Here is an 18,260-nt window from a genome sequence, read left to right on the forward strand (position 1 = left end):
GGGCTCAGCGCCGCACGGCGGCCGCGCGAGCGAGAGCCCCCAGGACGAGCACGCCGAGCGCGGCCCCGACCGCGAGCGGCGGCAGCGACGCCATGAGCGCGACGCACAGCACCACCCCGGCCGCGCTGAGGGGTCGCGGCATGCGCCACCCCGCGACCCGGCCGGCGCCCGCGGCGCGGAACGCGGACGCGCCCGCCACCGCGTAGTAGAGGAGGACCGCGAAAGAGGACATCGCGATCGCGAGCGTGAGGTCGCCCACCCAGGCGAGCACGATCGCGACCAGCGCGGCGGTCCCCTCCGCGAGCGCGGGAACCGCGCGGCCGTTGGTGCGCGCGAGCGGGCGGGGCAGGTCCGCCTCGCGGGCCATCGCCATCGCGGTGCGCCCCAGGCCCGCGGTGAGGGCGAGCAGCGAGCCGAACGCGCCGGCGACCGCCGCGACCGTCACCGCAACCGGTGGCAGCCACGTCCCCGCCACCGCGTCCGCGACGGGCGCTTCCGAGGCGGCCAGCGCGTCGACTCCCATCGCGCGCGGCAGCACCGCGGCGAGCGCGACGTAGAGCACCAGCACCGTGCCGAGCGCCACCGCGATCGCCCGCGGGATCACGCGAGCGGGGTCGCGGACCTCCTCGCCGAGCGTCGCGATGCGCGCGTAGCCGGCGAAGGCGAAGAACACGAGGGCGGCCGCCTGCGCGACCCCCGCGGCCGTGCCCCACGGGGTGCTCCAGCCGAAGCCAGCGCTGGCCGGGCCGTCCGTCCCCGCGATCGCGAGGACCGCGGCCACCACCACGGCGACCACGGTCGACGCGATGACGATCGAGGCGCCGCTGGTGCGCGTCACTCCGCGCGAGTTGAGCGCCCAGCTGAGCGCGATCGCGACGGTGGCGACCACGGCGGGCCGATCGGGCCACACGTACGCCCCGATCGCGAGGCCGATCGCGGCGACGGACGCCGTCTTGCCCAGCACGAACCCGATCCCGGCGACGAAGCCCGGCCACGGGCCGAGCTCGGCCCTGCCGTAGGCGTACGCTCCGCCGGCGACGGGATGCACGGCCGCGAGCTGCGCCGTGGAGCCGGCGTTGAGCGCGGCGACCACTCCCGCGATCAGCACCGCCCACACGAGCGCTTCACCCGCGGACTCCGCCGCGGGGCCCCACACCACGAACACGCCGGCGCCGAGCATCGACCCCAGACCGATGGCCGTCGCACCGACGGTCCCCACGCGGCGCTCCACGCTCAGTCCTCCCGGCCGCCCGCCGGCAGGGGTGACGGGCCCTCGGAGGCGACCGGCGCATCGTCCCCCGCCTCCGCCTCGGCGACGGCGTTCGCGGCGCCGCGTGGCCGGCCCGCGCGCACCCACGCCCAGTACAGGCCGCCGGCCACCAGGCCGGTCGCGGCGAGCGAGCCGACCGCGGCGGGGCGCATGAGGTTCGCGACCAGGGTGAAGCCGACGGCGACGGCCGCGACCACGTTGAGCACCACCCAGCCGTGGCGGCCGTCGCGGTGGGAGAACCGGGCCATGGCGATGAGGCCCATGAGGAAGCTCACGAACACGGCGACGGCGTAGAAGAGCACCAGCCGCTGGTCGTAGGCGCCGGCGGCGATCACCACGAGCGCGGAGCCGACCAGGAACACCGCGACGCCGACCATGGGCACGTGGTGGGCGTTGGTGCGGCCCAGGATCGCGGGCAGGACGCCGTGGCGGGAGTCGCCGTGCTCGGAGCGGGCGAGGGCCTTGAGCAGACCCGGACCCGCCTGGAAGGAGGACGAGGCGGCGGACAGCAGGAGCAGCGCGGTGGCGGCCTGGAAGGCCGCGAACAGGCCGGCGCCGTCGGCGGCGCGGGCGAGCTCGGCCACGAGCGTGGTGTCCTCGTGAGGCACCTGGATGCCCAGCCGCACCACGGCCGCGGTGATCGCGAGGGTGAGGGTGCCGACGATGCCGAGCGTGAGCCACAGCGCCCAGCGGCCGAAGCTGCGGCGGCCCGCGTCGTCGAGCTGGGCGAGCTGCGCGATGGCCGAGGAGGGCGCCTCGATGCCGGTCGCGAGCGCCATGGCCACCGGGAACGCGAGCGCGACGGCGAGCGGCGCGCCGTGCGTCAGCCCCTCGACCGGCTGCGGGTCCACCGCCGGCAGGCCGGGCACGGGCAGCAGCACCAGCACCGCCGTGGCGATGAAGACGAGGGTGAGGAGCGCGAACACCGCGCGCCCCAGATGGCCGAACCACATGAGCCCCGCGACCAGCACCAGCAGCACCAGCGCGAGCACCAGGCGGTAGGGCGCGAGGCCCGGGACATAGCTGATGATCGCGGAGGAACCGGCGGACACCGAGATGGCGATGGTGAGCACGAAGTCGACCACCAGCGCGCCCATCGGGATGAAGGAGAAGCCCTCGCCGAACGCGCCACCGGCCGCGGCGGCGGAGCCGCCGCCCTCGGGGAAGCGCGCCACCAGCTGGTGGTAGCTCGCGACCACGAGCCCCACCACGAGCACCACCGCCGCCATCGCGGGCAGCAGCAGCGCGAGGTTGCCGTCGAGCGCACGCAGCGCGGCCTCGATCGCGTAGGCGACCGAGGACACGGGGTCCGCCATCACGGAGAACGCGAAGGCGATGAGGAGCGCGGTGCGACTGTGGAGCCACGCGGCGCGGGAGATGGGCTGGGTCACGATGTCCCTCGGGTTCTCGGAACGATGCGCGCGCCCGGGCGGGCGTGGTCACCGCAGGTCACAGTAGCGCCGCGCGGTCCCGGTGCCGGACGGTCGGGCGCGACGGGTCACGCCGGGGCGTCCTCCCAGGCGTCGAAGGCGGCGCGGGCGAGGTCGCGGCCGAGCGCGATCATCTCCGTCGCGCGGTGGAAGTCGAGCACGCCGCACGCGTCGGCGGGCACGTCGACCATCACGTCCGGCGGGTAGCCCGCGAGGCGGTAGCGCTGCACGGTGTTCTGCAGGGTCTGGAGCGAGCGGTCGATGACGTCGAGCGTGCTGACGTCCAGGTCGTCCCCGTGCTCGGCCGGTTCGATCGCGACCACGTCCTCCAGCGCATCGTCCTCATGCTCGCCGCGTGCGCGCATGCGGTGCGTGATCATGCTCACCAGGCGGGGCTCGGCGACGTGGAAGGACGGCAGCCGCAGGCGCGGCAGCCGCATGAGCGGGCCGCCGGACTCGACCGGCGGCGCGGCGCGGTTGCCGCCCCGGGAGGTGCCGGAGAGGTTGACCGCGATGGTCGCGTCCGCGCGGACGGCGGTGAGCGCGATGACGGGGACCGGGTTGAGGATGCCGCCGTCCGCGAGCAGCATCCCGCCGTGGCGGACGGGCGTGATGACGGTCGGGATCGCGATCGAGGCGCGGATCGCGTCCACCAGAGGGCCCTCCGTGAACCAGACCTCCGACTGCGAGAGGAGATCCGTGGCGACCGCGGTGAACGGGATCGGCAGGTCCTCGATGACGCGCCCGTCGAGAATCTCGTCGAGGCGTCGCATGATGCGGTCCGCGCGGATCGCACCCGCACCCTTGAACGCGGGGTCGAGCATGCGGAGCACGTCGCGCCGGGTGAGCGACTCCGCCCACTCGCGGTACGCGGCCAGGCCCCCGGCGGCGTGCAGGCCGCCCACGAGCGCGCCCATCGAGGTGCCCGAGACGCCGACCACGTCCCAGCCGCGCGCCTCGATCTCGTCGAGGACGCCGATGTGGGCGTAGCCGCGGGCTCCCCCGCTGCCGAGGCTGAGCGCGATCCGCGGGCGCGGGGACGCGGCGTTCGCTGACTGGGTGTCGGTCACGGTTGCCAGGCTAACCCCGCTGGTTGACGCGCGATACGTAGGGGTCCGGGGGCCCCGCCGCGCGTCGGGGCGGGACCTATGGTTCCATCGAAGGCGCGGGCAGGCCTTAGGGTTTTGTCGAACGTTCACATTTTGCATGTCCGCCGCACGCGGGTGCTTGACGAAGGAGTGGGTGCCGATGGCGCAGGAACAGCAGACCGACGTGGCCGCCGTGATCGCGGCAGGCGCGACGTCGCTCGGCATCGAGCTCGGGTCCACGCGCATCAAGGCGTGCCTGATCGGCCCCGACCACCAGGTCATCGCGACCGGCAGCCACGCATGGGAGAACCAGTTCGTCGACCGCCTCTGGACGTACTCCGTCGAGGCGATCTGGGAGGGCGTGCAGGCGTCCGTCGCCGACCTCCTCGCGACCGTGGAGCGCGCGCACGGCGTCCGGCCCACCGGCTTCGGCGCGCTGGGCGTCTCCGCGATGATGCACGGCTACCTGCCGTTCGACGCCGCCGGCGAGCTGCTGGTGCCGTTCCGCACGTGGCGCAACACCAACACGGAGCGCGCCGCGGCCGAGCTCACCGAGGTGCTCGGCTTCAACTTCCCGCTGCGCTGGTCCGCCTCGCACCTCTACCAGGCCATCCTCGACGAGGAGACCCACGTCCCCGACGTCGCGTTCTTCACCACGCTCGCCGGCTACGTCCACTGGCGCCTCACGGGCCGCAAGGTGCTCGGCGTGGGTGACGCCTCGGGCATGTTCCCGATCGACCCCGACACGCGCGACTACGACGCCGCGATGCTCGCGCGCTTCCAGGGCCTCGTGGCCGCGCGCCAGGCAGGCCTCGACGTCGCGTCGCTCCTGCCGGAGGTGCTCGTGGCCGGCCAGGACGCCGGCACGCTCACCGCCGAGGGCGCCGCGCTGCTCGACCCGACGGGCGGCCTCCAGCCCGGCGCCGTGGTCGCGCCGCCGGAAGGCGACGCGGGCACCGGCATGATCGCCACCAACGCCGTCGCGCCGCGCACCGGCAACATCTCCGCCGGCACCTCGATCTTCGCGATGGTGGTGCTCGAGAAGGCGCTCACCAGCGTCCACGAGGAGCTCGACATCGTCACCACGCCCGCGGGCGACCTGGTCGCGATGGTGCACTGCAACAACGGCGCCTCCGAGCTGGGCACCTGGGCCGGGGTCTTCACCGAGTTCGCGGCGGCCATGGGCGTCGCGGGCGGCTCCGACGCCGTGTTCGAGGCGCTGTTCTCCGCCGCGCTCGAGGGCGAGGCGGACGGCGGCGGCCTGCTGGCCTACAACTACCTGTCGGGCGAGCCCATCACCGGCCTCGCCGAGGGGCGCCCGTTGTTCGTGCGCACCCCCGGCTCGCGCCTCACGCTCGCGAACTTCATGCGGACCCAGCTGTACGGCGCGTTCGGCACGCTCAGCCTGGGCATGCGCGTCCTTCACGACGAGGGCGTGCGGCTCGACTCGATGTTCGCGCACGGCGGCATGTTCCGCACCGCGGGTGTCGCGCAGCGCCTGCTCGCGGCCGCGATCGACGCGCCCGTCACCGTGGGCGACACCGCCTCCGAGGGTGGCGCGTGGGGCATCGCGGTCCTTGCCGAGTACGTGCGCACCGGTGCCGCGACCGGCCTCGACACGTACCTCGACGAGGCCGTGTTCGCGGGTGCGGCGCTCGACGTCGCGCAGCCCGACCCGGCCGACGTCGCGGGCTACACCGCGTGGCTCGAGCAGTACGAGGCGGGCCTCGCGATCGAGCGCGCCGCCACCGAAGCGATCCGCTAGCGGTCGCCGCGCACCGTCCGACGGCCCGGTTCCCGCACGATGCGGGGGCCGTGCCGTCGCGGTTGCGGGGACGATGCGCGGGTCGGCCGGGAACGACGAAGGCCCGGACCATCTGGTCCGGGCCTTCGTACTCTCGTAGCGGGGACAGGATTTGAACCTGCGACCTCCGGGTTATGAGCCCGGCGAGCTACCGAACTGCTCCACCCCGCGTCGGCCTGATAACTCTAGCGGACGCGCGCCGCAGAACCAAATCGCCTCCCGGTCGCTAGGGTCGGAGGCATGACCGACAACGACCCCTTCGTCCAGCGTCCCGGCGATCAGCAGCCGCCCGAGCAGCCCAAGTACCACCCCGCATCCGGGCTCAACCCAGGCGATACGCCCGGCGCGCCGGGCCTCATCCCGGGCGCCACCCCGCCGCCCGTCCCCGCGTACGGGGAGGCGCAGCAGCTCCAGTTCGACCGCACGGGCGCACCGCTCGAGAAGCCCGAGGGCCTCGCGAAGGGCCTGATCGGCGTCACGGCTGCCGCAACCGCGCTGGCGGTGCTGACCGCCGCGCTCGCGCAGGGAGAGGTGGACTCGCTCCGCCGCCTCGCCGAGACGGGCGAGTTCTCCATCACCGCGGCGTCGCTGCTGGGGCTCCTGTCCCTGCCGATCACCGTCGCCGCCTATGTGCTGTACGGCATGTGGATGACGCGCATGCGCCGCAACCGCGAGGCCATGGGCACCAAGCCGGGCATGGGCGCGGTGGAGTGGTGGGGCTGGTGGGTGCCGTTCGCGCAGGTGGTGCTGGTGCCGCTCGGCGCGCGCAAGGTGACCGGCCGCACCGTGCCGCTGGTGCTGCTGCTGGGGTGGTGGATCACGTTCACCATCGCGCAGGTCTTCGGCGCCTACGCCTCGATCGCGGTGAACTTCTCCTTCGACCTCATGACAGGCGAGCTCACCGACCCCGAGCTGCTGGACTCCTACCCGACGTGGGCGTGGGCCTCGGCGGCCGCGATGCTGATCTCGTGGGGCTTCCTGCTCCGCTTCATCCGCTCGGCCACCGATCGGCACCTCGACGCGGACGCCTGAGCCGCGCCTCTCCCCTGACGACGCAGAAGCGGGCCGGTCCTGAAGGACCGGCCCGCTTCCGCATGTCATGCCCGCGTCAGGGCGTGGTGATCTCCGGCTCGGGCTCCGCCGTGGCCGTGCCGGACTCGGTACCGGTGGTGGGCTCCGCACTGGGCGAAGCCTCCGTCCCGGTGGTGTCGCCGGAGGCGGCCCCCGTGAGCTCGGCCTCGGCGAGGATGGCGTCCTCGATGGCCGCGGACAGCGCGTCCTGCGCCTCGCCGTAGGCGGCGAAGTCGCCGGCCGCGAGCGCGGCCTCGCTGTCCTGGAGCGCCTGGTTCGCGCGGTCGAGCGCGTCCTGGAGGGCCGCCTCGGCGGTCGGGTCGACCGTGCCCTCGCCGCCCGTCGAGCCGTCCGTCGACCCGTCGGTCGAGCCGTCCGTGCTGCCGTCCGTCGAGCCGGTGCCGTTGTCACCCGCCGCGCCGTCGCCCGCGCCCTCGCCGAACACCTGGTCGAGCGCCTCGGACAGCGTGTCCGCGAAGCCCACCTCGTTGCCGAAAGCCACGAACACCTTGCGCAGCAGCGGCACCTGCGTGCCCTGGCTCGACTGCACGTAGACCGGCTGGACGTACAGCAGGCCGCCGGCGAGCGGCAGCGTGAGCAGGTTGCCGTTGATGACGTCCGTCTCGCCCTGACGAAGCAGGTTGAGGGTCTCCTGCGCGTCCGGGTCGGAGTTGAAGTTGTTCTGCACCTGGCCCGGGCCGGGGATGGTGGTGTCGCGCGGCAGCTCCAGCAGGCGCAGCGTGCCGTAGTCCTCGTCGACCTGGCCCGCGGTGGACCCGGTCTCCGAGTTGACCGCGAGATAGCCGGTGAGGATGTTGCGCGGGTTGTCGCCGCCCTGGATGTAGTTGCTGGTGAGCGAGAACGTCGGATCGTCCTGCGACGGCATCTGCAGCGTGAGGTAGTACGGCGGCTGCAGGCGCGTGTCGTCGGTCGGGTCCGCCGGGTTGCGCCAGAAGTCCTGGCCCGAGTAGAACGACGCCGCGTCCGTCACGTGGTACTGCGTGAGCTGGTAGCGCTGGATCGCGAACAGGTCCTCGGGGTAGCGCAGATGGCTCATGAGCTCGCCGCTGATCTCGCTCATGGGCTTGAGCGAGCTGGGGAACACGTGCTGCCAGGTCTGGAGGATCGGGTCCTCCTCGTCCCACGCGTACAGGGTCACCGAGCCGTCGTACGCGTCCACCACGGCCTTGACCGAGTTGCGCACGTAGTTGAGCACCGTGCTGGTGCCGGGCACCGAGGACTGGGACGCGAACAGCGACTCGGACGCGACCGGGGCGGAGTACGGGAACTGGTCGGTGGTGGTGTAGCCGTCGACCACCCACACCACGCGCCCGTCGACCACCGCGGGGTACGCGGTCTGGTCGAGCTCGAGGTACGGAGCGACGCGGGCCACGCGCTCCAGGGGGTCGCGGTAGTAGAGGATCTGCGACTCGGTGGTGACGCGGTCGGAGAACAGGATCTGCTCCTCGCCCATCCGGATCGCGAACATCAGCTTCTCGAAGAGGTTGCCGATGGCGGGGCCGCCGTCGCCGGTGTAGGTGGTGTTGACCTGGCCGGTCTCCGAGTTGTCGTCCGGGTAGTCGAGCTCCCAGGGCGAGGTACCCTCGGGTGCGCCCACGATCGAGTAGTCGGGCACGGTCGAGCCGAAGTAGATGCGGGGCTCGTAGTCGCCCAGCAGGCCCACGGACGGGATGCCGCGCTCGAAGAACGAGGGCTGCCCGTCGGAGGTGGTGGTGTTGCCGTAGGCCGCGACCACGCCGAAGCCGTGGGTGTAGACCGTGTGGTCGTTGACCCAGTTGCGGCTCTCGGAGCCCAGCCCGTCGAGGTTGAGCTCGCGCACCGCGATCACGGTGTCCTGGAGCTCCCCGTCGAGGTTGTAGCGGTCCACGCTGAGCAGGTCCGCGAAGTTGTAGTACTGCTTGTTCTGCTGCAGCTGCTGGAACGCGGGCGACACGATGTTCGGGTCGAGCAGGCGGATCTGCGCGGTGGTCTCCGCGTCGGCGCGCAGGGCGTCCGCCTCGGCCTCCGTGGTCGCGTCGTACTGCGTGACCTCGACGTCGTCGATGGAGTACGCGTACCGCGTCGCGTCGATGTTGTTCTGGATGAACGGCGCCTCGAGCTCCTGCTCGTTGGGCGACACCTGGAAGCGCTGGACGATCGCGGGGTAGATGCCGCCGATCACCACGGCGGAGAGCAGCATGAGGCCGATCCCCATGGCGGGGATGCGCCAGTCGCCGCGCCAGATCACCACGAGGAACACGACCGCGACCAGGACGGCGATGCCCGCCAGGATGGACCGGGACGGCAGGATCGCGTTGACGTCCGTGTAGGACGCGCCGTAGAACTTCTCCCCCGACTTGGTGAGCAGCCCGTAGCGGTCCAGCCAGTAGTTGGCCGCGATCGCGAGCATGACCAGCGCGCCGAGGACCGCGAGCTGGATGCGCGCGCCCTTGGACGCCACGAACGTCCGGCCGGTGCCGGCGATGCCGCCGTACAGCAGGTGCACGAACGCGGCGATCAGCGTCGACAGCACCGCGAGCGCCAGCACCAGCGTGACCACCAGGTTGAGCATCGGCAGCGCGAACACGTAGAACGACGCGTCGAGCCCGAACTGCGGGTCCGTGGTGCCGAACTGCTCGTGGTTGAGCCAGGCGACCACGGTCTCCCACTGCGAGGACACCGCGAGACCCACCACGAGGCCGATCACGGCGGGCAGCACGATCATCGCGAGCCGCTCGATGGGCTCGATCTGCTCGCGCACCTGGTCCAGCTGGCTGCGGCCGCCCGTGCGGGCCGGGCGCACGCGCTTCGCGATCCACAGGTTGAGCCAGATCACGAACGCGCCGAGGCCGCCCGCGATCACGAACAGGACGATGCGCGCGAGCCACTGCGTGCGCCACACCTCCGAGTAGCCCAGCTGGTCGAACCAGACCACCTCGGTCCAGATGTTGGCGGTCGCGATCGCCGCCAGGACGAGCGCGCCGAGCACCACGGCGGTGATCGCGAGGGGCGATCGCCGCTGGGGCACGGGGGCGGGCCTGACCGGGCGGGCGGGGCGGTCGTCGAACGTCACGTCGTTGTCCTTCGGGTCGGGATGTGTCTAGCCTGCCATGCTCAGCACGTAGGAAGGTCGGCCGCGTCTCCCTGGCCGATGCGCACGATGGCGTCGTACGCATCGTCCAGCGTGTCTACCGCGACAACGCGGAGACCATCAGGGATGTTGCCGCGCACGTCGGCGCAGTTCTCGACGGGCGCGAGGAACCAGTCGGAGCCGGCGTCCTGAGCGCCGAACATCTTCATCGCGATGCCGCCGATGGGACCCACGTCGCCGGTGGCGTCGATGGTGCCGGTGCCGGCGACTAGCGCGCCGTCGAGCTCGTCCTCCTCGGTGAGGCGGTCCATGATCCCGAGCGAGAACATCAGTCCCGCGGACGGTCCGCCGACCGAGTCGATCTGCACGGTGACGTCGATCGGGATGTCGAACGTCGGGTCGATCCACACGCCGATCGCGGCGTCTCCCGCGCCGTCGTCGACGGTCGCGAACGTCTCAGTCCGGTCCTTGCCGTCGCGCATGACAGTCACGTCGACCTGGTCACCCGGCTCGTGCAGCGCGATCGCGTCGGCCAGGCTCGCGAACGTCGGGACGGCCTCGCCGTCGATCGCGGTGATGATGTCGCCCTCCTGGAGCACGCCCGCGGCGTTCGACCCCTCGGACGTGCCGACCACCTCGAGCACCGCGGGAACGGGGTGCCCGAGCGCCTCGAGCGCGGACACCGTCGCGCGCTCCTGGGAGGTGGTCCAGTCGCTGGCCGCCTGCTGCTCGGCCTGCTCCTCCTCGTCGGCGGTGCCGAACACCTCCTCCTCGGGGACCACGTACTGCCGCGGCGACGCCCAGGCCGCGAGCACGCGGCCGAGCGTGAAGGGCTGCGAGCCCGCGTTGGACACGGAGACCGTGGTGAGGCGCAGCTCGCCCGACGACGTGTAGGTGGGAGCGCCGTCGATCGCGACCAGCGGCGTGCCGTCGACCTCGCCGAGCGTGTCGAACGTGGGGCCCGCCGAGCCGATCGCGTACGGCGACGGCACGATGGTCAGCAGCGCGATCAGGGCGCTGGTCGCGAGGCCGGTGACGGACATCACGGTGGCGCGGCGGCTGGACGTCGCGCGCTCCGCGGGGACGGGGGTGCTGGCCTCGGTGGTCGTCACGCCCCCATTCTTGCCGATGCCCCGCGCGCCACAGGACGGCATTGCTGGTAGCGAACGTCGCCGCGCCGGGGCGCCCTCCTTCGTTACCGTGGTGGAGGCACGCATGCGGCGTGCGCGGACGGAGTGAGCGTGAGCGACGAGTCGACGCCGTGGATGCGGCTGCTGCGAGAGCTGTTCGGGGATGATGCGGAGGCCGCTCTCGAGGAGCTGCAACGGATGGGCATGGACCCGCAGGCGCTCGCCGCGCAAGCCGGGCTGGCGGACAACCCCGCCATGATGGAGCACGTCCTGGGGCAGATCCGCGCCCTGGTGTCGCAGTCCGCGGGCGAGGACGTCAACTGGAAGCTCGCGCACGACGTCGCGCGCGGCGTGGCCGCCCAGGGAGGCGACCCGACCGTGTCCGGCGCGACCGCGGCGCTGCACCGCCAGGCCGTCTCGCGCGCGGAGCTGTGGCTCGACGCCGTGACCGACTTCGACCCGACGCGGCTCGAGCCGCGCGTGTGGAGCCGTGCCGAGTGGGTCGAGGCGACCCTGCCGACGTGGCGCACGCTCGCCGGCCCCGTCGCCGTCAGCGTGTCGCACGCGCTGAGCGGCCTGCTCGAGGGCGCCGACGACCTCCCCGAGACGGGCGGGCTCGACCCGTCCGCGCTGCTGCGGTCCGTCGCGCCCACGGTGTGCGGCATGCACATGGGCCAGGCGGCCGGAGAGATGGCGCGCGAGGCGTTCGGCGCCACCGACCTGGGCATCCCGCTGCTCGCGGAGCCGCGCGTGGTGCTCATCCCCAAGGCGATCACCGAGTTCGCGGACGGCCTCGACATCGACGAGGACGCCGTGCGCACCTTCCTCGCCCTGCGCGAGGCCGCGCACGTGCGCCTGTTCGCCGCGGCGCCGTGGCTGCCCGGCCAGCTCCATACGCTCATCGAGCGCTACTCGCAGGCGATCACCATCGACCTCGAGGCTCTCGAGGAGGCGGTGCGGGACGCCGGCATGGGCGACCCCGCGCGCCTGCAGAAGGCGCTGAACCGCGGCATCTTCGCCTCGCAGCACACCGACGAGCAGAAGGCGACGCTCGAGTCGATCGAGACGCTCCTCGCGCTGGTCGAGGGCTGGGTGGACGACGTCACGATGCGCGCCGCCGCGGCGCACCTGCCCGACGTGGGCGCCCTGCGCGAGATGATGCGCCGCCGTCGCGCCGCGGGCGGCCCCGCCGAGGACACGTTCGCGAACCTGCTGTCGCTCGAGCTGAGGCCGCGGCGCATGCGCGACGCGTCCGCGATGTGGGCGGCGCTGCACTCCCGCCTGGGCGCCGAGGGCCGCGACGGCGTCTGGTCGCACCCCGACCTGCTGCCGACCTCCGAGGAGCTCGCCGCGTGGCAGGCGTGGGTCGGCGCCTACGTCACGCGCGGCGAGGGCGACGAGGTCGATCGCGAGCTGGAGCGCCTGCTCGGCTCGGATGACGGGTAGGGTGCAGACGGACCGCGGGGGCGACACCCCCTCCACCGATGGAGGGAAATCGGGCCCGCGCGTCTACGCTGGGGGACCAAGGGCCCATCGAGGCCCGTAGACGTGCGGCGCGTACCGCCGCGCCACAGAGAAGAAGGAGAGCCGCATGGCTGACAAGTACTCGGGCGAGTTCTACTGCGTGAAGTGCAAGGAGAAGCGCGAGACCGAGGGCGACGTCGTCGTCTCGGAGAACGGCCGCCGCATGGCGAAGGCCACCTGCCCCGTGTGCGGCACCAAGCTGAACCGCATCCTCGGCAAGGCGTAAAGCCAGCAGAGCTCGTCGAAGGGCCGGTCCCCCAGGGGGCCGGCCCTTCGCGCGTCCCGGGGGGGGTGACGGCGGCCGCCCTGTGGACAACCGCATCGTCCCGGCCCGCCGGTGGCACCGTGGAGGGATGGACGATGCGCCCTCCCCGCCCCGGTTGTGGCGCGGCGACGGCACGGACCAGGCCGGGATCGCGCCGCGCGCCCGGCGGCGCACGCTCGCGCGGCGCCACGTGCGGGTGCGAGGCCTCGGTCCGGTCGGGATCGCCGCGGCGGAGGCCGCGGCGCGCGCGGGTGCCGAGTCGCTGAGCCTGGTGGGCTCGCGGGAGGCGCCGGCGTCCCCCGTCGCGAGGATGGTCGCGCGCGTGGCGCCCGACGTCCGGGTCCACCTCGACACCACGCGGCGGGTCGACGGGGAGATCGTCGCCGCGTACGGGTCCGTGGACCCGGCGCTGCTGCACCGGCTGCTGCTGGACGGCCCGCACGTGGTCGCGCTCGTGGACGAGTCGGGCGTGACCGTGATCCCGGTGCACGCGGGGGCCGGTCCGTGCGTGCGCTGCCACACGCTGGCGCGCACCGACCGCGACGCCGCCTGGCCCGTGCTCGCGCGCCAGTGCGAGGCGCTCGTCGAGCGGGCGGAGCCGCTGTCGGCGACCGTGGCGGGCGGCGTCGCGGCCGCGTCGCTGGCGGCGCTCCTGGCCGGCGGCACCGCGCGGCCCTGGCGGATCGAGCGCGGGCTGCCGCGCCGCACCGCCCTGCGCCCGCATCCGGCGTGCGGCTGCGACGCGGCGTGAGTCAGTGCTCGGCGACGATCTCCAGGATCTGGACGCCGTACTTGTCGAGCTTCGAGGCGCCCACGCCGCTCACGCGGGCGAGCTCGCCCAGCGTGCCGGGCCGGTCGCGTGCGATCTCCACCAGCGAGGCGTCCACGAGCACCGTGAACGCGGGCTTCGACGTCTCCTGCGCGACCGCGAGCCGCCACTGCTTGAGCGAGTCGAACAGCCGCAGCGCCTCCGGGCCCAGGTCCGCGAGCTTCGCGGACGTCGACTGCCGCTGCACGCGGGCGGGACGCGCGTCGGGCCACTGCTGCTCGAGGAAGCGGGTGCGCTTGCGCGTGCCCTTGCCGCCCGCCTTGCGCGAGCGCGCGAAGCTCAGCGCCAGGTGCTCGCGCGCCCGGGTGATCGACACGTACAGCAGGCGCCGCTCCTCCTCGAGCTGCTCGTCGGTCTCGGCGTGCGTGATGGGCAGCAGACCCTCCGAGCAGCCGACCACGAACACCGCGTCCCATTCGAGGCCCTTCGCGGCGTGCATCGACGTGAGGGTCACGCCATCGACCGCGGGGGCGTGCTGCGCCTGCGCGCGCTCGGCCAGGTGGTCGACGAAGTCGCGCATGGTCGCCGCGCCGCCGGTGTCCGCCACCAGGTCGTCGCCCAGGTTGACCAGCGCCTGCAGCGCGTCCCACCGCTCGCGCACCGCACCGCGAGCCGCCGGCGGCTCCTCGGCCCAGCCGAGCTCGCCCAACGCGTCGCGCACACGCTCGCCCAGCGCACGCTCGTCGGACGCCACGGCGGCGCCGCGCAGCAGCACGATCGCCCGGCGCACCTCGTCCCTGTCGAAGAACCGGCGGCCGCCGCGCACCAGGTAGCCGATGCCGCGCTCCGCGAGCGCCTCCTCGACCGCCTCGGACTGGCTGTTGACGCGGTACAGCACCGCGATCTCTCGGGCGGGCACGCCCGTCGCGATGAGCCGCTCGATCTGCGCGGCCACGCCCTGCGCCTCCGACTCGTCGTCGTCGTACGCGCGGTAGTCCGGCGCGGGGCCGGACGGCCGCTGCGCGACCAGCTCGACGCCCGTGCCCGCCGAGCCGCGCCTGCGCATGAGCTCGTTCGCGAGCCTCACCACCTGCGGCGTGGAGCGGTAGTCGCGGACCAGGCGCACCTGGGTCGCGTCGGGATAGGTGCGGGTGAACTGGAGCAGGTGCTGGGGGCTCGCGCCCGCGAACGAGTAGATGGTCTGCGCCGGGTCGCCCACCACGCACAGCTCGCGCCGTCCGCCCAGCCACTGCTCGAGCAGGAACTGCTGGAGCGGGGAGACGTCCTGGTACTCGTCGACCACGAAGTGCCGGTACTGGCGGCGGATCTGGTCGCCCACCTCGACGTGCCGGCCGATCATGTCCGCGAGCAGCAGCAGGATGTCCTCGAAGTCGAGCACCACCGCGTTGGTCTTGGCGTCCTCGTAGGCGCGCATGACGTCCGCGACCTGGCTCGCCGGCAGGTTCGCGGGCGACGGGCGCCCCAGGCGGGCGATCTTGGCCGCGTACTCGTCCGCGGCTACCAGCGACACCTTCGCCCACTCGATCTCCGCGGCGAGGTCCCGCACCGTGAGCCGGTCGGGGCTGAGCGCCGCCTCGCGCGCCGCGCGTCCCACCAGCGGCGCCTTCTGCTCCACCAGGCCGGGGATCTGGCCGCCCACCACCTCGGGCCAGAAGTAGCTGAGCTGGCGCAGCGCCGCGGCGTGGAAGGTGCGCGCCTGCACGCCGGACACACCCAGGCCGCGCAGGCGGGTGCGCATCTCCCCCGCGGCGCGCGCGGTGAACGTGACCGCGAGCACGGACTGCGGGTTGTACGCGTTGACACGCACCCCGTAGGCGATGCGGTGGGTGATCGCGCGCGTCTTACCGGTCCCCGCGCCCGCGAGCACGGCGACGGGCCCGTGGAGGGCGGTGGCGACCTCCCGCTGCTCGGGGTCGAGGGCGTCGAGGATCTGGTCGGCTGACATCGCGGCCATTGTGTCAGGGACCGCCGACAGCCGGGCACGGCCTGTGGACGATGCGGTGGCCGGCTTCAGCGCGGCAGGCGGCCGTGGAGCACGTCGAGCCCCGAGATTCGACTCAAACGCATGATCGAAAATCTCGCAGAAGCGATATCAAGAATAACGCAATAGTGATATCCTCCCTCGTATGCCTCGCTATCGTCATCGAGCCACAGATCGGATGATCGACGACGCGTTGGCGACGTTCGGCGCGGTGATCCTCGAGGGTCCTCGCGCGTCAGGCAAGACCACGACGGCGCTCCAGCATGCGCGCAGCTCCGTGCGGCTCGATGCGTCGCCGGACATGCTGGGACTCGCCCAGGCGGCGCCTGACGTGGTCCTGACGGGCGACGTCCCACGCCTGGTGGACGAGTGGCAGCTCGCACCCGGGTTGTGGAACGCGGCACGCCATGCGGTCGACACCCGCGGCATCCCGGGCCAGTTCATCCTCACCGGGTCGGCGACGCCCGCCGATGACGTGACGCGTCACACCGGCGCGGGCCGGTTCCGGCGGCTCGCCCTGCGCCCGATGTCGCTCGCGGAGAGCGGCGACTCGATCGGCGCCGTGTCGTTCCCCCGCGTCCTGGCGGGCGAGCGCGTTGCAGGGCTCGGGGGGGCGAGCGTCCCCGACTACGCGCGCCTCATCGTGCGGGGCGGGTGGCCGGCCCTGGTCCAGGACGTGCGTCGAGAACCGACCACATTCCTCCGCTCGTACCTGGACGACGTCGCGCGAACCGACCTTCCCGCCTCACAGCTCGCGGTGGACCCGATCCGCATGCGAGCGCTGCTGCGTGCTCTCGCGCGCAACACCGCGACCGAGGCACCGGCAACACGCTTGGCGAAGGAGGCCGAGCTCAGCCCGGGCCCCGTGGGACTCTCGGCGCAGACGGCGCGCAAGTACCTCGATGCGCTTACACGGGTCCACGTGCTGGAGGAGCAGCCGGCGTGGGCGCCGCACCTGCGGTCCGCCATCCGGCTGCGCGTCAGCCCGAAGTGGCACCTCGCGTGCCCCTCGCTCGCAGCAGCCGCCCTCGGCGCCACCCCGGCGTCCCTCCTGGAAGACCCCCGGACCCTCGGCTTCCTGTTCGAATCGCTCGCGGTGCGGGACCTGCGCGTCTACGCGGACGCGTTGGGGGGCACGGTGACCCACTATCGCGACGAGCAGAACGACGAGGTGGATGCGATAGTCGAGCTTCCCGACGGCACGTGGTCCGCGTTCGAGATCAAGCTCGGCGGCTCGGCGGCGATCGACGCGGCCTCCGCGGGGCTCCGCAAGCTCGCGGGCAAGGTGAGCGCCGCACGCGCCGCGAGCCTCGCGTCGCTCAACGTCCTCACCGCGGGCAACACGAGCGTCACGCGGCCCGACGGCGTCAATGTCATCGCGTTGGGCCACCTCACCTGGGAGTAGGTCCTCAGCGCGGCAGGCGGCCGCGGCGCACGTCCAGCCAGCGGCCCTCGTCGCGCGCGAGGCCCTCGAGCTCCCGCACCCGCTCGAGCATGAGGGCGACCGCCTCCGCGGAGCCCTCGTCCGCGGGCAGCGGCTCCCCGCGCCAGTGCGCGAGGCAGGCCGGCCCGATCGCCCAGCGCCACCACTCGGCCCGCTGGGACGCGGGGTACGCCGCGCATCGTGCCTCCGACCAGTCCCAGGTCACGCAGAACCCGAGGACGTCGTTCTCCAGGAACAGGTGGAGGATGTGGCTCGAGGAGCCGTTGGTGACGCCGGCGACGCGGTAGCCGCGGTCCTCGAGCGTCGACCGCATGGGCCCGGTGACCAGGCCCACGGTCTGCGCGAAGGAGCCGAGCTCGATCATGGCCCTCCTCTCGCCGGTCCTGGCGCGAGGGTAGCCGCGGAACGCTCAGACGTCGATGCTCGCGTCCGGGCGGCGCTCCGGCAGCGGCCCGCCGTACCAGTCCTCGAGCATGCGTCGCGCGACCGAGCCCTTGGGCGCGAGGATCACCTCGCCCGAGGCGATGAGCTCGGCCAGGTCCTCGCGGGCGACGAAGCGGGCCTCGGAGATCTCGTCCATGTCGAGCGCAAGGGCGTCCGGCCGCTCGGTGCGCGCGCGGAACGCCACCATGACGGAGGCGGGGAACGGCCACGGCTGCGAGCCGAGGTACTCGAGGCCGGACAGCGTGAGTCCGGCCTCCTCGGCGACCTCGCGGTGGACGGCCTGCTCGAGGGTCTCGCCAGGCTCGACGTAGCCCGCGAGGTGGGAGAACCGGCGCGGCGACCACGGAGTCGCGTGGGCGAGCAGCAGGCGGTCCTCGGGGTCGGTGATCGCGACGATCATCGCGGGATCGGTGCGCGGGTAGTGGTCGCGCTCGTCGCGCTCGCAGCGGCGCACCCAGCCGCCCTCGGTCGGGACGGTGGCCTCGCCGCACAGCGCGCACCGCGGGTGATTGGCGTGCCAGGTCGCGATGGCGACGGCGGTGGTGGCGAGCTCGTGCTCGCGCTCCCCCTCGGCGCCGCGGTCCCAGAAGCCCGCGAGCAGGCCGCGCAGGCCGCGCATGCGGTCGCCGCCGATCCCGTCGGGGTCCATCCCGAAGGAGGGGTCCTCGGGCACGAGCGCGACCAGGTCGCGGTCGCCGTCGCGGCCCAGGTAGATGCGGAGGGCCGCGGGCGGCTGCGCGTCGGGTCGGAGCTCGAGGACGCGGCCGTCGGCGACCAGGACCCGGCCGTCGCGCACCACGATCGCGTCGCATGCGGCCAGGTCGGTGGTCGCGCGGCGCTCGGCGGCCCGGTCGACGCGGCTGGGATGGTCGAGCGGCCAGGGATTCCTCACCCGGTCACCGTACCGCCGCGCCGCACCCGGGAGCGG

14 protein-coding genes and 1 tRNA gene are annotated in these 18,260 nt (G+C 73.3%); 6 read left to right on the top strand and 9 right to left on the bottom strand.

Annotation, left to right across the window (positions count from 1 at the left end; all coding sequences use genetic code 11):
* Window positions 1–4 precede the first annotated feature (4 nt).
* From AOM05_RS00235 to AOM05_RS00245, 3 genes are all read right to left on the bottom strand, one after another.
* Window positions 5–1,219 (bottom strand): APC family permease, encoded by a 1,215-nt coding sequence (locus tag AOM05_RS00235; RefSeq protein ID WP_228373158.1) that lies wholly within the window; start codon window positions 1,217–1,219, stop codon window positions 5–7.
* A gap of 14 nt (window positions 1,220–1,233) precedes the next feature.
* On the bottom strand, window positions 1,234–2,661 hold the full coding sequence (locus tag AOM05_RS00240) for an amino acid permease (protein ID WP_228373159.1): 1,428 nt from the start codon (window positions 2,659–2,661) through the stop codon (window positions 1,234–1,236).
* A 107-nt stretch (window positions 2,662–2,768) separates the two neighbouring features.
* A complete protein-coding gene (locus AOM05_RS00245; RefSeq protein WP_228373160.1) occupies window positions 2,769–3,770 on the bottom strand; it encodes a patatin-like phospholipase family protein in 1,002 nt (333 codons plus the stop codon).
* 178 nt (window positions 3,771–3,948) lie between these two features.
* Between AOM05_RS00245 and AOM05_RS00250 the strand changes: the two genes are divergently transcribed.
* Complete coding sequence (locus tag AOM05_RS00250; protein WP_062518631.1) at window positions 3,949–5,553, top strand: xylulokinase; 1,605 nt, start codon at window positions 3,949–3,951, stop codon at window positions 5,551–5,553.
* Window positions 5,554–5,689: 136 nt separating this feature from the next.
* On the opposite strand, the gene AOM05_RS00255 is transcribed toward AOM05_RS00250, so the two are convergent.
* Window positions 5,690–5,763: transfer RNA gene (locus AOM05_RS00255), tRNA-Met, on the bottom strand.
* Between the two features lie 69 nt (window positions 5,764–5,832).
* Here AOM05_RS00255 and AOM05_RS00260 point away from each other — a divergent pair.
* Window positions 5,833–6,624 (top strand): hypothetical protein, encoded by a 792-nt coding sequence (locus AOM05_RS00260; protein ID WP_062518632.1) that lies wholly within the window; start codon window positions 5,833–5,835, stop codon window positions 6,622–6,624.
* Between the two features lie 76 nt (window positions 6,625–6,700).
* On the opposite strand, the gene AOM05_RS00265 is transcribed toward AOM05_RS00260, so the two are convergent.
* The gene (locus AOM05_RS00265; protein WP_082097141.1) at window positions 6,701–9,736 is read right to left on the bottom strand and encodes a UPF0182 family membrane protein; all 3,036 of its coding nucleotides are present in this window, start codon (window positions 9,734–9,736) and stop codon (window positions 6,701–6,703) included.
* Between the two features lie 41 nt (window positions 9,737–9,777).
* Window positions 9,778–10,866, bottom strand: a complete 1,089-nt coding sequence (locus AOM05_RS00270; protein ID WP_062518633.1) for a YlbL family protein — start codon at window positions 10,864–10,866, stop codon at window positions 9,778–9,780.
* A 129-nt stretch (window positions 10,867–10,995) separates the two neighbouring features.
* On the opposite strand from AOM05_RS00270, the gene AOM05_RS00275 reads away from it, so the two are divergent.
* From AOM05_RS00275 to AOM05_RS00280, 3 genes are all read left to right on the top strand, one after another.
* Complete coding sequence (locus AOM05_RS00275; RefSeq protein WP_156164969.1) at window positions 10,996–12,330, top strand: zinc-dependent metalloprotease; 1,335 nt, start codon at window positions 10,996–10,998, stop codon at window positions 12,328–12,330.
* Between the two features lie 145 nt (window positions 12,331–12,475).
* Window positions 12,476–12,634: a DUF5679 domain-containing protein gene (locus AOM05_RS14355; protein WP_169746536.1), complete on the top strand. Its 159-nt coding sequence runs from the start codon at window positions 12,476–12,478 to the stop codon at window positions 12,632–12,634.
* A 127-nt stretch (window positions 12,635–12,761) separates the two neighbouring features.
* Complete coding sequence (locus AOM05_RS00280) at window positions 12,762–13,424, top strand: hypothetical protein (RefSeq protein WP_156164970.1); 663 nt, start codon at window positions 12,762–12,764, stop codon at window positions 13,422–13,424.
* Window position 13,425: 1 nt separating this feature from the next.
* Here AOM05_RS00280 and AOM05_RS00285 read toward each other — a convergent pair whose 3' ends face one another.
* On the bottom strand, window positions 13,426–15,408 hold the full coding sequence (locus AOM05_RS00285) for an ATP-dependent helicase (protein ID WP_062518635.1): 1,983 nt from the start codon (window positions 15,406–15,408) through the stop codon (window positions 13,426–13,428).
* Between the two features lie 214 nt (window positions 15,409–15,622).
* On the opposite strand from AOM05_RS00285, the gene AOM05_RS00290 reads away from it, so the two are divergent.
* The gene (locus AOM05_RS00290; RefSeq protein WP_156164971.1) at window positions 15,623–16,849 is read left to right on the top strand and encodes an ATP-binding protein; all 1,227 of its coding nucleotides are present in this window, start codon (window positions 15,623–15,625) and stop codon (window positions 16,847–16,849) included.
* A 4-nt stretch (window positions 16,850–16,853) separates the two neighbouring features.
* Here AOM05_RS00290 and AOM05_RS00295 read toward each other — a convergent pair whose 3' ends face one another.
* Together AOM05_RS00295 and nudC are read right to left on the bottom strand one after the other, a co-directional pair.
* On the bottom strand, window positions 16,854–17,252 hold the full coding sequence (locus tag AOM05_RS00295) for a hypothetical protein (RefSeq protein ID WP_062518637.1): 399 nt from the start codon (window positions 17,250–17,252) through the stop codon (window positions 16,854–16,856).
* Between the two features lie 45 nt (window positions 17,253–17,297).
* Window positions 17,298–18,224 (bottom strand): NAD(+) diphosphatase, encoded by a 927-nt coding sequence (gene nudC / locus AOM05_RS00300; RefSeq protein ID WP_062518638.1) that lies wholly within the window; start codon window positions 18,222–18,224, stop codon window positions 17,298–17,300.
* Between the last annotated feature and the right edge of the window lie 36 nt (window positions 18,225–18,260).

It is taken from the genome of Demequina silvatica, from assembly GCF_000971215.1.
GTDB lineage: Bacteria > Actinomycetota > Actinomycetes > Actinomycetales > Demequinaceae > Demequina > Demequina silvatica.

Coding starts and splice junctions, on each gene's coding strand:
- AOM05_RS00250 (WP_062518631.1), top strand. CDS start 3,949: ATGGCGCAGGAACAGCAGACCGACGTGGCCGCCGTGATCGCGGCAGGC.
- AOM05_RS00260 (WP_062518632.1), top strand. CDS start 5,833: ATGACCGACAACGACCCCTTCGTCCAGCGTCCCGGCGATCAGCAGCCG.
- AOM05_RS14355 (WP_169746536.1), top strand. CDS start 12,476: ATGGCTGACAAGTACTCGGGCGAGTTCTACTGCGTGAAGTGCAAGGAG.
- AOM05_RS00280 (WP_156164970.1), top strand. CDS start 12,762: ATGGACGATGCGCCCTCCCCGCCCCGGTTGTGGCGCGGCGACGGCACG.
- AOM05_RS00285 (WP_062518635.1), bottom strand. CDS start 15,408: ATGTCAGCCGACCAGATCCTCGACGCCCTCGACCCCGAGCAGCGGGAG.
- AOM05_RS00290 (WP_156164971.1), top strand. CDS start 15,623: ATGATCGACGACGCGTTGGCGACGTTCGGCGCGGTGATCCTCGAGGGT.
- AOM05_RS00295 (WP_062518637.1), bottom strand. CDS start 17,252: ATGATCGAGCTCGGCTCCTTCGCGCAGACCGTGGGCCTGGTCACCGGG.